We start from the raw sequence: 15114 nt of genomic DNA, 5'->3' as shown, positions 1-15114 counted from the left end.
ACCTAAACATATGAAGGCTCCTTCTGAGCCCTCGAACTTACTATTCGTAGAAGCCCAATAGCTCCGACTGGGTCTTTGCTAAAGGCAATGCCGTTAAGCTTTCCCATACCTTAAAAGGTGCCTTTCGTTTGAGCACATGCAGCCGCGATATCCTAAAATGATTAGCATATGCTTTTTGCTCATAGGCTTTGATCGCATGCAAAAACTGGAGTGGGGAAAGGTCTTGCCCGATCACCATCCTCGGATCGTAATTCGGGTTTAAGAAAGCCAAGGAGACCAGCTGATCGAAAAGCGCTAAACGAAGCAAATCGTAAAGATCCTTTAATGACCCTTTATTCAATACGTCAAGATAGACATCTCTTCTCCTCCCATCGAAGCCAAAACCATCTAAGAAGACCTCGAAAGAAGTCATTTGATCTAAAACAGACTGTACCGCTCCAAGGATCTTCTCTTCTCGCTCTTCAAACTGAAAAAAAGAAACCAAACGGATATGGCCACAAGAATTCTGGCCTGGATAAGCGCCATATGCTTGAAAGAAATCCTTCTTGATCTGCTTCACCTCTTCACCGATCTCGGCATAAGGCAAAGCAATGATCAAATACTCACTCAAAGCACTGTAAGAAAACATTGGGTTCGAATTGCTGATCTTCATGATTCAAATATACTAAATATATTAGTATAGTAAACTATTATTTTTAGTATTTAATCATTCTTGTAACATTGCCTCTCACTAGTATTTTTAGCAACTTTCTATGACAGCCTATGCAACATGCATTTGGGAGTGAGGAGAAAATCAGTCGGAAGACCGATAATGGAAGTTTGGAAGGCCTCATGCTCAGTATCAACTGGTGATTATTGTATCTTGATTGGATACCTTTTAATTCTTACTTGACAATTGAAATTCGCGAAGCGCTATGTGTTACGATAAAGAATACCAATTACAGAGTCAATTGAAGCGCGCCTACCATAGCGGTATGGACGAATCGGCCATTCAGAAACTGATCAAAGAGATCGAAACCTTGACCGGCCGACCTGTAATGGGTAACGAAATTGAATCGATGGAGCTCCCCGGATTCTACCATGTCAGCGGCTTTGCTCATCCACCGATGATCGTTTACCCTAGCTTGACCCCACAAAAAGCGGCTGTAGCTGAATGGGGGTTTATTCCTTCCTGGGTGAAAAACAAAAAAGAAGCCTACGATCCGGCTAGTCCGTACAACAACAACCTCAATGCACAAGCACAGACCATGTTTGAGAAGCGCGCTTTTGGCAAAGCAGCCCGTTATGGTCGCTGTGTGGTACAGATCGATGCCTATTACGAATCACATCATTACAAAGGCAAGACCTACCCTTTCCGTATTTTTAAAAAGGATGACTCTCCTATGCTCATCGCTGCCATTTGTCGTAAGGCACGCTTTGTGGATGAAGAGACTGGTGAGGAAGTCGTGAAGAATGTGCTGGCCACCTTAACCTGTGAGGCCAATGAGAAGCTGGCCCGGATCCATAACAATCCGAGCATGATCAAACGAGGGAATGGACACCGCATGCTGGTGATCCTAGATGAAGAACAGGCAGAGCAATACCTAAGGCCATACCCCACTTCTCCTGGTCAAAAAGGAGACCCTGTTCAAGAAAAACTATTTCAGGAGGAGATCAAAAACATTTGCAGGGCCTATCCTGACGAATTACTGGATTTCCATTCTGTAAGAAACCTTCGTGACCGGAAAGACTATCCCTATCTGGGAAATGTACCGGAAATACGGGAAAAATTCATCTGGCCAGAAATGGACTACTCGCGCGTCACTTCGTGACATCGCGAGTGTTTAATTCTAGATTGCTTCGTAGCTCGCACTGACGTCCCATTTCGTTTTTGCCATTGTGAGGGAGTGAAACGAACGAAGCAATCTCTGCACCTCTTATCAATACCTAATTGTGCATTGTCAATTCTTAACTCTTAATTCATAAATGGCATTGTAGTTGTACAACTAACAGGAAACACAATTACTATGAAAAAGCTATTCTTGTTACTCCTATTCTTTTCCTACACAGTTTCACAAGCCCAAGACCAGGGCACCGTTCGTGTGGTAGGCAATGCCGAAGTTGAAGTGATCCCTGACTTGATGCAGTTCAATTTAAATTTTAATGTCAATGCGGATACGCAGGAGGAATCTATTGAAGAATTGAATCAACTGATCGATAAAGTAGTGGCCGCATTAACCCGTTCAGGAATCCATGCCGACAGTATCAAAACGGATAATTTCAGAACCAATGTGGTTGATAATACCTATCGCAATGGCAAAAACTATTTCAGCAGCCTGCAGAACATGTATTTCATCATGAATGCTGATTCAGATGACATCATTGCGATCCTTAATGTGCTCAATGATGTTGAAGGAAGCTTCAACTTTTCTCCTAACCCAATGATCAGTGCATCTTTGAGAAAACAAAAAGAAAAAACCCTCTCACAAGCTGCTTTTGCTGATGCCAAGATGCAAGCAGAACTATTGAGTGCCTCGGGCGCATTTCAAATAGGAAAGATCAAGTCAATCGATTTTCAGAGCAACAGGACTCCCTTCGGATTCAGCGATGCCGAAATGCTCGGAGAAGTAGTGGTCGCCCCAAGAGAGAAGTCGCTAAATTTTGGCAATTATAACCTGGCACCTCAAAAGCTCAGCAAATCGGTAACGGTTACCTACTTCATTGAGCAGTAAATCATACGCCAATAGTGGACGCCTTACTGATTATTGATATTTACTAATGCTTAATTGTCAATTGTTAATTGTTAATTAAGGACATGAAAGCACTTATCTGTCAACAATTTGGAAAGCCGGAGAACTTGAGCTTTGGAGAGTTACCTCATCCTAAGGTCGACCCAAATCAAGTTTTGATTCAGATCAAGGCCTGTGGAGTCAATTTTCCCGATACGCTCATCATTCAAAATAAGTATCAATTCAAACCCGAGTTACCCTTTGCCCCTGGTGGTGAGGTTTCAGGCATTGCGGTTGAGGTGGGCAGCGAGGTCAAACACATTAAGCCCGGAACTCAAGTTTTTGCCTTGACCGGTTGGGGTGGCTTTGCGGAGTATGCAGCAGCCGATGGACACAAATGTTTGCCCATGCCTGAAGGAATGGATTTTATCACAGGTGCCACCACCATGTACACCTGCGGTACTTCCTTACATGCACTTAAGCAAAGAGGAAAGCTCCAAAAAGGAGAAAAATTATTGGTCTTAGGTGCTTCAGGGGGTGTGGGTTTAGCGGCTGTTCAGATAGGCAAATTGATGGGGGCTCATGTGATCGCTGCGGCGAGTGCTGAAGAAAAACTAGCCGTTTGCAAGGAATCAGGAGCCGATGAACTGATCAATTATGAGACAACCGACTTACGTGCTTTTGTCAAAGAACATCACCCCAAAGGTATCGATGTGATCTATGATCCGGTGGGTGATCGTTATGCCGAACCTGCCGTTCGTTCTTTGTCATGGGGAGGTCGCTATTTGGTGGTTGGATTCGCGGCAGGTAAGCCTTCGGCCATTCCAATGAACCTGCCATTGCTCAAAGGTGCATCGATTGTGGGTGTTTTCTGGGGCGCATTTGCTCAAAAAGAGCCTCAAGAGAGCATGCAGAACTTTCAGCAGATCCTTGGCTGGATCAAAACGGGACAATTGAAGCAACACATACACAAGTCCTACTCTCTAGAAGAAGGTGCACAAGCCATCCAAGATTTGATGGACAGAAAGGTCATAGGAAAGAATGTAGTAGAAATAGGAAAATAGTGCCCGGTGCATGATGCCTAGTGCACAGTTACCTACCGTCAATAAGATGTATCCTTGTCAATTTAGGAGACTCTTCATTCCGTCCCGATTATCATCGGGACTCCATTCTGAGAGACGATTCTTTTTACTTTTCGTCATCCTTAATACTAACCGTCATTCAGAGGGAGGTACGACCGAAGAATCTCCCTATCGTTTAGGGAGACTCTTCGCTGCGCTCTGAGTGACGAACCTTTTTATTTTTCGTCATCCAGAGGGAGGAAGTATGACGACCGAAGGATCTCCTAATCGTTTACTCAAACTTTTACCATTTCAATATTTCCGGTCCAAGATCACTCCAGTCAGGGTTATTAGCTTCAATCAATGCAATTTTCCATTTTCTGCTCTTTCCTTTGATATATTTCTCTCTTTGTATCGCAGAATCAATATGATCTAGATGTTCTACATAAACCAGTTTATTCAGGTTATATCGAGCCGTAAAGCTCTTTGGGTCGTCTCTATTCAAATGTTGTCTGAATCTTGATGGAATGTCTGACGTGACACCTACGTAAAGAGTTGTGTGATGTCTATTCGTCAGAATATATACTGTCCCGCCGTAAGTCATATGGTGTGTTTAATGAAATACAGTTTAATAAGCTTTCAAATAAGGGGACTCTTCGCTGCTCTTCTCCTTCGAAGTTCTATGGAGAAGGAGCTCTGAGTGATGTTCTTTATTTAGGTACGTCATCCAGAAGGAGGAAGTATGACGTCCCGATAGCTATCGGGAGAAGGATCCCCCTATTATTAGAAGAGTTCTCCCTGCCGGCAGGCAGGTCTCCCCTTCAGCAAAGGAGAATCCTAGCTCCACCTAATTTCACTCCTAGTAACGATAACCATAAGGCCACCCCTATGCTAACTCAAGACTCACGTCTCAAGACTTGAGACTTAACTCTCTCAACTCTCACCATATTCACTAGAACTAGTGATTGACTGCCAATACTTCCACCATTAGTTTTGCATTACTTGAAATCAGTCTAAATAAGAATAGAGAACCACAGACTTTAGTGATGCAAAAACCCACAACAACCTGGCAAAAGGCAAGAAAATTGGTGAATACACTTCATTTATGGCTTGGTCTTGTTGCCGGCCTCATCCTTTTCATTGTTTGTTTAACGGGGACTATTTACACCTTCAGAACTGAAATTGAAGAAACCATTGCCCGCGATAAATTCTTCGTGGATATACCTGAAAATAGCAAAAGACTCTCTCCTGATGAGATCCTGATCGTTTCGCAAGAGGTATTCCCTGAGATGCAAATCACAACACTAAGTCTGGATGAAAACCCTGAACGTGCAGCACGCGTCTATGTGCGTAAAGAAGGTGAAAGACGTGGTACCTATTACCTCATCAATCCATATACAGGAGAAGTCTTAGGCGATACATCCACCTCTAGTTCCAGTTTCTTCAGTTTAATGATGCGCCTGCACCGATGGCTGGCCTTAGATAGAAGCATCGGCAGACCTATCGTCGGTATCGCTACCATCATTTTTGTATTCCTTACCCTTTCAGGACTAGTCATCTGGACACCTCGCAAAGTAAAAGCTTGGAAGCAAGGACTGACTATCAAATGGTCGGGTAACTGGAAACGCGTCAATCACGATCTGCACAACGCACTCGGCTTTTATTCTGCCATTTTCTTACTCATCATGAGTCTGACAGGCCTTCAATGGTCTTTTGATTGGTACAGATCTGGCCTGTATAACGTCCTCGGAGTGGATCGATCCAAAAGAGCACAACAGGAAGAATTTCAAGCTCAGGAATCCTATGAGGGACAAGAAGCGCTAGCCTTGGAAGCCACTTTAGCAAAGGCGGATCAAGTCTTAGCTTATGACGGTAATTACCGAATTTCTATCCCCTCCAATGAAGCCACCACTATATCAATAACCAAATCAAAAGTAGGCTTTTTTGCTCCCTCGGGAAGTGATCAAATCAAACTGAATCGATACACGGGTGAGGTAGTTGAGCAAAACATCTTTTCTGAAAAACCTTTGAATGAGCGCATTGGCAGTTCCATTAAAGCCTTACACATGGGCTATGTATTTGGGACATTCTCCAAGATCATTTATTTCATTACCTGCTTGATCGCGACAAGTTTACCGGTTACGGGTACGCTGATCTGGGTGAATAAACTGAAAAAGAAAAGAGCGAAGAACAAAAAGCAAGACCTCAGTCCTCGTTACACGGAACAGCCGAAGGGCAAAATGGCCACGGCCTAAATTTAGGTAAATGCTGTTGAGTGCTCAGTGCGTTGAGCCACCCTCCATGTGATTTCACCTTGTTCAGTTGGATCGCCTTTTGGATCTAGTAATTGAAGCAAGCACCAGCCCACCGGCAGGTCTTTCTTTTCCTTTGAATAAGGAGACTCCACGCTACATCCCGATGATATCGGGATTCTGCTCTGAGTGACGTTCTTTATTTAGTTACGTCATCCAGAAGGAGGAAGTATGACGTCCCGATAGCTATCGGGAGAAGGATCTCCTTATTATTAGAAGAGTACTCCCTGCCTATCGTCAGGCAAGTTCGCTGTGCTTCTCCTTTGTAGTACTACGGAGAAGGAGCTCTGAGTGACGACAACTATCGGGCCGCCCCTACGCCAACTCAAGACTCTAGACTCAATATTACTCCTCACAGAACACCCCCTTAGCGAAATACAGCTGTTTCAAATAGAACTCCATGATCCCACTTTGTACTCCTTTATGGGCTTTGAAGAATTGTTCATAATCTGCCATTTTTCCCTCATCTCCTTTAAAGATCACCACTTGCCCTTGATTGCCATCAAAATTGAGGTCGCCTAAGACCTGTACCTCTGGAAGCTTGCGTTCGGCTTCCTTCAACTTATCGAGTGTAAATCGGTTGGTTTTCATGGCATAAGAACCCTCAGAATCGAACTTATTTCGGAACCGCATGATAAAATAGGTGGTCATTTCGACTTCGCTTTCATCCTTATCCCATATCGGACAGAGCTGTCCCATGTCCATAGAAAACGGAATCGTCTCGATCTTGAAACGACCTGCAGCAATGGCAGGATCTGAATTCAGCACTGCCTCCGTGGCTTTTTTGTCTTTGTCAAAAATGAAGATGCCCCCACCGGTATGGAATGGTCCCGCTGCGATCATTTTGCGCTCTTCGATCAAACGGCCAATATTAGCGATATGTCCCGCTTGTAGACTGTCAACTTGCTCTTTAGGCAGCTCTTCCCTATCAGGATTGGTATTGAGGAAGACGAAGGTATAGCGTCCCTCTTGTGCTGCCAATGACATGGTACCGAGGCAGTAAAAAATCAAAAAGTATTTCATGTGGAATGAATTTACCGCTTAAGCGCTTAACGTCATAATCTCCTTTTGTGGAAATGGTGTGATGAGCATTGAATATTTCCTTAAATTCAGTTTTCAACCTTTATCTGTTCCCAATGAAAAGCATCATTTCAAGCCTGGTTCTCCTCTTATCCACTTCCATCTGTTTTGCACAGCAAAGCTTAGATGAGCAACTCAACGGACACAACTTCCGCTTTATCGGTCCTGAAGGCAACCGTGCCATAGCCGTAATCGCTGAACCGGATAATCCAAGTGTCGCCTACATCGGTGCTGCTTCAGGTGGGCTTTGGAAAACCGAAGACATGGGCATCAACTGGCGCCCGATATTTGATCAACAGGACGTTTCTTCTGTCGCAGCGATCGACTTGGCACCTTCTGATCCACAGCATGTTTGGGTAGGTACAGGTGAAACTTTCGTCATTCGTCCGGCTCACGCCATGGGCAATGGCATCTATTTTTCACCTGATGCAGGTAAAACCTGGGAACATAAAGGCCTAGAAAAAACAGGCCGTATTGGACGAGTGATCGTCCACCCGACTGACCCAAAAACGGTATTTGCCGGTGCCTTGGGTCACACCTATGGCCCACAGCAAGAGCGAGGCGTATATCGCACCCAAGACGGTGGTAATACCTGGGAACAAGTCTTGTTTGTCGACGAAGGTACTGGTGTTTCTGATATGGCCATCGACCCGCAAAACCCTGACATCATCTATGCGGCCATGTGGTCGATAGACATCAACACCTGGGGCCTAAACTCTGGTGGTGCCGGCAGTGGTATCTATAAATCGACAGATGGAGGTGATAGCTGGGAGCCGCTGAATAAATATGGTTTACCTTTTGGTGCTGACCGTCCGGTTGGGAAAACCTCTGTCGATGTTTCCCATAGCGATCCGAATATCGTCTACGCTCTTTTTGAGGCGGAAAGTCCTGAAGTATGGCGTTCGGAAGACAAAGGCATGAGCTGGACGCTCATGAGCCAAGACCATGATTGGAACGAACGGGCACCCTATTACACTAGATTGAGAGTGAACACAGGCGATCCTAACGAGATCTACTCGATGACCGTTCGCTTCACCCATTCCTTAGACGGTGGCAAAACTAGAAACAGACGTCCACCTAGAGGTGGTGGAGATAACCACGACATTTGGATCAACCCAAAGAATCCCGATCATTACATGGTTGCCCATGATGGTGGGGTGAGCATTACCTACAATCATGGCAAATCTTTCCAGCGCGTGGTGCTTCCCATCGCACAGATGTATCATGTCGCTGTGGATGATCAAATCCCTTACAATGTCTTTGGTAACCGACAAGACGGCTGGTCTTACATGGGACCAAGCAACTCCCTGGCCGGTTACATTCCGCTTGGCATGTGGAAAGGCGTAGGTGGATGTGAATCAGGCTTTGCTAAGCCAGACCCTGTCGACAACAACATCATCTGGTCAGGCTGCTACGACGGTGGTTTAGATCGTCACGACCTGCGTACAGGCTATTCTCGCGATGTTCGAGTTTGGCCGGAAGCGGGTTACGGTTGGGCTCCGGCTGACATGAAATACAGATGGCATTGGAACTTCCCTTTAAGCCATTCTCCTCATACGAGTGGTAGAGTCTATGTGGGTAGCCAATTTGTCCATAAAACCGATGACGGTGGCCAAAGCTGGCAGGTGATCTCTCCTGATCTAACCCTAAACCTGAAAAGCCATCAGCAAAATTCCGGTGGTGTAGCCATCGACAACCTCATGACCTTTGATGGTTCTACCCTCTTTGCTATTGAAGAATCGAAGTTTGAAGCCAGAGTCATCTGGGTGGGCACCAATGATGGGCAGGTGCAACTAACGAAAGATGGTGGCGAAAGCTGGGTCAATCTTACTGCCAATATCCCCAGCTTACCGGAATGGGGAACCATTGCCAATATCGAACCCTCTCGTTACGATAAGGCCACAGCTTACATCACGGTCGATCTGCATCAAATGGGTGATTTTGATCCTTATATTTTCAAAACCACAGACTATGGGCAAAGCTGGACAAAGATCTCGGATGGTATTCCAAAAAATGAATCCTCTTTTGTGCATGTGGTCAAGGAAGACCCCAAAAGAGAAGGCATGCTGTATGTGGGTGTCGATAATGGCATTTTCATCTCCCATGATGATGGCAGCTCATGGAGTCGATTGAAATTGAACTTACCTCCTGCCCCTGTTTATTGGCTCGAAATTCAAGAACGATTTGACGACCTCGTGGTCGGCACTTATGGGCGTGGCTATTACATCTTAGATGACTTGTCGGCTGTTCGTGGCTTAGACCAAAAGAGCGAGTTGGCTTTTTTCGATGTGCGCGATGCCTGGCGTTTCAATAACCGAGAGAATATCAAAACGGACGGACAAAGCTTTAATTCGGGTAGTAACCCACGCTATGGCGCTAGTTTGAATTATTTCTTGCCTGAAAAACATGAAGGAACAGCTCAAATTGAAATACGTGATGCCAATGGTGACTTGGTGCGTACAGTGAATGCCCGAGCGAATGCTGGAGCCAACCGTGCACAATGGGATTTGCGCTACGAACCCACTTTCCGTCCGCAGCTGCGCGTACAGCCTCCGGGTCGACCTTGGGTGCAGCTCAATGGCGAGGGCTGGCGACCACTGGTTCAATGGGATCTTGATCTAATGGCAGGTCAAAGCGGTCCGCGTGTAGTTCCGGGTCAATATGAAGCCACCTTGATCTTGACCGACAAAGAAGGTAAGGAAACTGGCCGTACCAGTGCCACTTTTACCGTATTGAAAGATCCTCATGCGGAGGGAACGATCGATGATATCCAAGCACAAGTTGAGTTCTCCTTGCAATTGCGCGATGCCATGAATGTGGCGGTCAGCAACATCAATGCTGTCGAAATCTTACGAAAAGAACTGGAAGCCATCATCGCAGAAGGTGGAAACAAACGCACCATTCGAGAAGCGGTACAACTAAAAGCTGCCGCTGAAGAAGTGGCCGGCAAACTCTATGACATCCACTTGACGGGCGCCCGAGAAGATGCCTTCCGCTCTCCAATCAAGCTCTATGGTCGTTTGAGCGCCTTGGCTTCAGACATCAACTCGAGTGGAATTGATTTCCGTCCGACCGATCAACAGGGTGAGGTTTATGAGGTGTTGGATGAGCGCCTACAGGTAGCCATTGAGCAGTTTGACGAATTGATCAATAAGGACATCCAAGAATTCAATAAAGCCTTACAGAAACAAGACAGACGCATTGATATTGAGAAGACAGGTGGGCAATGATCAGTCGATCAGGAAATAAGAGAAAATACACATAAGCGCTCCAATTGGGACGGCTATCGTGCATAAAAGTCAAATTATTGGAAATATATCGTGCACAAAAATGCACGATGGCTAACGTTAGCAACAAGTCTCTTACACAAAACTGATTCCTGTTTGTATGAGTTGATCATATACTTTATGGTCTATGCTATACAAATAGGGAGCCTTATTCTGCGCTCCGGTCATCAATTTCTCATGTCTCTTCAAAATACCTAACTTCATCATTTTTCGCTGAAAATTTCCCCTATCAAGTTTCTGGTCAAGAATTGATTCGTAGAGTCGTTGCAAATCCAGCATAGTAAATTTTTGATCCAAAAGTTCTTTGCCGATCGGTAAAAAATTGATTTGTCTTTTTAACTGACTCAGCGCTTCCGAAATCATCTCCTTATGATCCAAAACAAGGTTGGGCAGTTCATTTACTGGAATCCAAGCGCACTCTTCACTGACAGCATCCGGAGTCGGTTCGGCTTTATTACAATTGATGAGCGCAAAATAGGCGGTAGAAATAAACCGCTGACTGAACCAATGCTCAAGGACAGTCCGATCTGAAGTATTCCACGTTGATCTAAGTTTGTTAATCCCCTCTTGACTGATTTCATTACAATTCCACCCTCTATTGATGGAACTATAGGTTTTAAACTGTTCCAAATAAACCCCATCGAGTCCCGTTCTTTCCTTCAGCACCAGACCTATCACCTCTTCCATTTCCTGTTCTTGTGGTAAAAACCCACCAGGTAAGGCCCATGCATTGTGCTCCTTATACTTAAGCAAAAGGACCTTAAGTGCGCTATTCTGGTAGCCAAACACCACACAATCAAGGGATACACCCGGGACACACTTTTCTACTAACTCTCTTAAAAATTTACTCAAAACAGATGCTTCGATCTTCCAATATTTCAAAGTAACAAAATAATACATATCTTTAATTTGTCATAATGACAAATTAAAGCCTCCCGTGTAAATTAAGTAACTATGAAGACCAAGAATCTAATCCAACTCCTCTTTTCCCTTACCCCTTTCCTTTTACTTACCAATTGTGGCGAAAGATTCACCACAGAGTCGAAAGGCGGGTTCATTAGCGTTATGAATGAAAACGGAAGTACCTTAGGTTTTAGTCCTAATTCTGGCGTGGGCCTATTGACTGTAGACCGATATGCCTTTAAAGACCTCAATCAAAATGGTAAGTTGGATGATTATGAAGATTGGCGTTTACCTGTTGAGCAAAGAGCGGCAGACTTAGCCTCCAAAATGTCTGTAGTGCAAATTGCAGGTTTGATGCTTTACAGTGGGCATCAATCAATTCCCGCCAGAGGCAGACGAGGATCTAACTACGGAGGTAAATCCTATGAAGAAAGTGGTGCATTACCAAGCGACCTTTCTGATGCCCAAAAGAAGTTTCTAACAGAAGATAACCTAAGACATGTGTTAATTACCAGTGTTGAAAGTGCTGCTATTTCTGCTCAATGGAATAATAATGCGCAAGCTTTTGTAGAAGGCATGGGGCTGGGCATACCCGTAAATACAAGTTCTGACCCAAGACATGGAAGCGACACTTATGCAGAATTCAATGAAGGAGCAGGTGGTGACATTTCTATGTGGCCAGGCACATTAGGGATTGCCGCATCTTTCGACCCTGAACTGATGAAACAATTTGGAGACATTGCCTCGAAAGAGTATCGTGCCCTGGGAATTGCTACTGCCTTATCACCACAAATTGACTTAGCCACCGAACCAAGATGGAGCCGGTTTGATGGCACAATGGGTGAAGATCCTGATTTAGCAGCAGACTTAGCCAAAGCCTATGTCGATGGGTTTCAATCTTCTCAAGGGGGAGATTGGGGTTTTGAAAGCGTCAACACCATGGTAAAACATTGGCCTGGTGGAGGACCTGGAGAAGGTGGCCGTGATGGGCATTTTGGGTATGGTGCATATGCTGTTTATCCAGGCAAAAACCTTGGAGATCACCTAAAACCCTTCACTGAAGGAGCTTTTAATCTGGATGGTGCTACGAAAATGGCATCTGCCGTGATGCCCTATTACACCATTTCGGTTGGCGAAGGTGAAGCGGTTGCCAATGGCTATAATAAATACTTGATCACTGATCTTTTACGAGAAAAATATGGCTATGACGGCGTATTGTGTACAGATTGGGGTATAACCGGTGATGTTGCTTCCGTTGATCAATTTCAAGGAAAACCCTGGGGTGTAGAAGATCTCTCTGTTGCTGAACGTCATTACAAGGCGATTGAAGCTGGCATGGACCAATTCGGAGGAAACAATGACATGAAGCCCGTACTAGCTGCTTACGAATTGGGAGTTGCAGAACACGGAGAGGAATACATGCGCAAGCGATTTGAAACTTCTGCGATTCGCCTGTTAAAGAATATCTTTAGAGTAGGTCTTTTCGAAAACCCCTATTTACCTATTGAAGAAACCCAGGCAATAGTAGGAAACCCAGAATTCATGAAGGCTGGATTTGAGGCACAACTACGTTCGATAGTGATGCTTAAAAATCAATCAAGCACACTACCTATAAAAGAAAAACGAAAAGTCTATATTCCACAGCGCTATGTGACCTCAACCATTAATTGGTTTGGTAATGTAACGCCTGCAAAAACTGAATCGCCCTTTAATATGGCGGTGATTGCTCAGTATTACGATGTCGTAGATGATCCGAATGATGCTGACTTTGCATTGGTAGGTATCCAAAGCCCAAATGGTGGTGTAGGTTACGATGCGGCTGATTTAGCAAAAGGCGGTAATGGCTACGTTCCTATTAGTTTGCAGTACGGTCCATATACTGCTTCAACCGCTCGGGAAGTCAGTCTTGCAGGAGGTAGTCCGTTAGAAGATTTCACGAATAGAACCTACAAAGACAAATCCGTTAAAACTGTTAACAGTTCAGACATGGATCTGGTCACTACAACCAAAAGTAAAATGGGTGATAAACCTGTGATTGTGGTAATAAAGGTATCCAAACCGATGATCTTCTCTGAAATTGAACCTAGTGCATCTTCTATCTTGATTCATATGGGTGTTCAAGACCAAGCTTTAATGGAAATCATTTCTGGCAAGACAGAACCTTCCGGATTATTACCTTTTCAGATGCCTTCCAATATGTTAACCGTAGAGGCCCAGTTTGAAGATGTACCTAGAGATATGACAGCCTATAAAGATTCCGAAGACCATACATATGATTTTGCTTTTGGCCTCAATTGGAGCGGTGAAATAGAAGATGCTAGAACTAAAAAATATAGGTAAAGGACTATTCTTAACTGTGTGCATATTGAATAATTCCTGATGAAGAATACGTCAAAATATCGATGTGATGGCAATCGTAATTCTTTAAATCACATCTAAGTGTTTGAACAACTACATAGCTACTTAACAGATGGCCCGGGTATAAGCCCTGATCAATTTGATCGTATAAAAACACATTTTGAACCAGAAACATTAAAGAAAAATGAATTTCTTCTTCGCGCAGGAGAAACCTGTACCTCTATGTATTTCGTCAATTCAGGGTGCATTCGGTTTTATACAACGAATCCTGAAGGAAATGAAATGACCCGATATTTCGCTTTTGAAAATAAATTCGGAACGGCTCTAACCAGTTTCATTAATCAGCAGCCTTCTGAGGAGTTTATGCAGACTGCTCTTAGTACTGAAGTTTTGAAGATCAAAAGACAAGATTTCTATACTCTCGTGAATACTATGCCAGAGATCAGCTCTATTTACAGAAACATGCTGGAACAGGCCTACATCATGTCACAACAACGGATCTATGGATTTCAAGGCTATTCTGCGCTTGAGAGACTTAAATGGCTGATGGCCCATCATCCCAAAATATTAAGTAAACTATCGAGTAAAGTCATTGCTTCCTATCTAGGCGTCACACAATACACGCTAAGCAGATTGAAATCTGAACTATAATCACTTGTTGAAAACGTTGCTATAGAGCAATACTTTCATCTATCCTATTCCCGTCCTTTGTAATCAGAAAAATACGACAATGAGGAATAGTAGTTTTGAGCACAAGAGGCTGATAATTGTTTTGATCGCCTTTTTATTAAGCGGCCTGAAGAGCTATGCACAGGATAAGCAACCTCCCATTCCGGCTGAATTACTATTTGGTAATGAGGCGGTGTTTTCACAGCTGGTTCTCAATCGAAATTTTAGTCCAAATAGTAAATTTTCCTTCTTCAGTTTAACCACCTATACTTCCGGTTACAACCAGAATAGTTATGAAAATGACCTCGCCCTTATCAATCAAATCACTTATGATTTGGGGAAAGGATTTGGTTTTATGGGAGGAGTAAATGTTAACGCAGCAGTTGGTCTCACCCCAGTTATTGGCCCTAAGCATGTTTATGCTTCACGTAAATTTTTGGCGGTATCTATCGTGTCATATTCGATTGATGGAAAACATGACCTGAGCTTTTTTGGATCTTATGAGTTTAAGCCACCTATCAATAAAAAGATATCGCTTTATACGAGATTTCAGGCACTATTGAACGAGAGTTTGGGTGAAAGCCGACATAATAGGAGTTTTATGTATTTAAGAATCGGCTTGAAAAAGCGAAACTTCAATTATGGTCTTGGCGCTAATTTGGATCAATACGGTCCGGATAAAAACTTCACAGAAAATTACGGTTTTTTTATAGGCTGGGATTTTTAGCTTATCGCA

At 44.0% G+C, this 15114-nt stretch carries 12 protein-coding genes; 8 read left to right on the top strand and 4 right to left on the bottom strand.

Translation table 11 applies throughout. The annotated features are described in order from the left end of the window. Positions 1-40: 40 nt before the first annotated feature. Complete coding sequence (locus AC2D6U_RS04585; protein ID WP_484719768.1) at positions 41-652, bottom strand: 2'-5' RNA ligase family protein; 612 nt, start codon at positions 650-652, stop codon at positions 41-43. 262 nt (positions 653-914) lie between these two features. Between AC2D6U_RS04585 and AC2D6U_RS04580 the strand changes: the two genes are divergently transcribed. The 3 genes from AC2D6U_RS04580 (at position 915) to AC2D6U_RS04570 (ending at position 3772) form a co-directional block, all read left to right on the top strand. Continuing rightward, complete coding sequence (locus AC2D6U_RS04580) at positions 915-1811, top strand: SOS response-associated peptidase (RefSeq protein ID WP_484719767.1); 897 nt, start codon at positions 915-917, stop codon at positions 1809-1811. Between the two features lie 195 nt (positions 1812-2006). Further along, positions 2007-2711 (top strand): SIMPL domain-containing protein, encoded by a 705-nt coding sequence (locus AC2D6U_RS04575; RefSeq protein ID WP_484719766.1) that lies wholly within the window; start codon positions 2007-2009, stop codon positions 2709-2711. An 83-nt stretch (positions 2712-2794) separates the two neighbouring features. Next, complete coding sequence (locus AC2D6U_RS04570) at positions 2795-3772, top strand: NADPH:quinone oxidoreductase family protein (RefSeq protein ID WP_484719765.1); 978 nt, start codon at positions 2795-2797, stop codon at positions 3770-3772. Positions 3773-4073: 301 nt separating this feature from the next. Here the strand turns inward: AC2D6U_RS04570 and AC2D6U_RS04565 are convergent, their stop codons facing one another. Continuing rightward, the gene (locus tag AC2D6U_RS04565) at positions 4074-4373 is read right to left on the bottom strand and encodes a GIY-YIG nuclease family protein (protein ID WP_484719764.1); all 300 of its coding nucleotides are present in this window, start codon (positions 4371-4373) and stop codon (positions 4074-4076) included. Between the two features lie 442 nt (positions 4374-4815). Here AC2D6U_RS04565 and AC2D6U_RS04560 point away from each other — a divergent pair, with 442 nt between their 5' ends. Further along, a complete protein-coding gene (locus AC2D6U_RS04560) occupies positions 4816-6024 on the top strand; it encodes a PepSY-associated TM helix domain-containing protein (RefSeq protein WP_484719763.1) in 1209 nt (402 codons plus the stop codon). 402 nt (positions 6025-6426) lie between these two features. Here the strand turns inward: AC2D6U_RS04560 and AC2D6U_RS04555 are convergent, their stop codons facing one another. After that, positions 6427-7104, bottom strand: coding sequence for a YciI family protein (locus AC2D6U_RS04555; protein WP_484719762.1), 678 nt, complete (start codon positions 7102-7104; stop codon positions 6427-6429). Between the two features lie 113 nt (positions 7105-7217). Here AC2D6U_RS04555 and AC2D6U_RS04550 point away from each other — a divergent pair, with 113 nt between their 5' ends. After that, the gene (locus AC2D6U_RS04550; RefSeq protein ID WP_484719761.1) at positions 7218-10391 is read left to right on the top strand and encodes a WD40/YVTN/BNR-like repeat-containing protein; all 3174 of its coding nucleotides are present in this window, start codon (positions 7218-7220) and stop codon (positions 10389-10391) included. Between the two features lie 132 nt (positions 10392-10523). Here AC2D6U_RS04550 and AC2D6U_RS04545 read toward each other — a convergent pair whose 3' ends face one another. Next, on the bottom strand, positions 10524-11300 hold the full coding sequence (locus AC2D6U_RS04545; RefSeq protein ID WP_484719760.1) for an NUDIX hydrolase: 777 nt from the start codon (positions 11298-11300) through the stop codon (positions 10524-10526). Positions 11301-11402: 102 nt separating this feature from the next. Between AC2D6U_RS04545 and AC2D6U_RS04540 the strand changes: the two genes are divergently transcribed. The 3 genes from AC2D6U_RS04540 (at position 11403) to AC2D6U_RS04530 (ending at position 15105) form a co-directional block, all read left to right on the top strand. Continuing rightward, on the top strand, positions 11403-13691 hold the full coding sequence (locus AC2D6U_RS04540; protein ID WP_484719759.1) for a glycoside hydrolase family 3 protein: 2289 nt from the start codon (positions 11403-11405) through the stop codon (positions 13689-13691). A 99-nt stretch (positions 13692-13790) separates the two neighbouring features. Next, complete coding sequence (locus tag AC2D6U_RS04535) at positions 13791-14360, top strand: Crp/Fnr family transcriptional regulator (protein ID WP_484719758.1); 570 nt, start codon at positions 13791-13793, stop codon at positions 14358-14360. A gap of 79 nt (positions 14361-14439) precedes the next feature. Beyond that, entirely contained in the window at positions 14440-15105 is a 666-nt protein-coding gene (locus tag AC2D6U_RS04530; protein WP_484719757.1) for a hypothetical protein, read from the top strand. Positions 15106-15114: the final 9 nt, after the last annotated feature.

This window comes from Roseivirga sp. YIW32, assembly GCF_057219245.1.
This window is presented reverse-complemented; position numbering and strand designations above follow the sequence as displayed.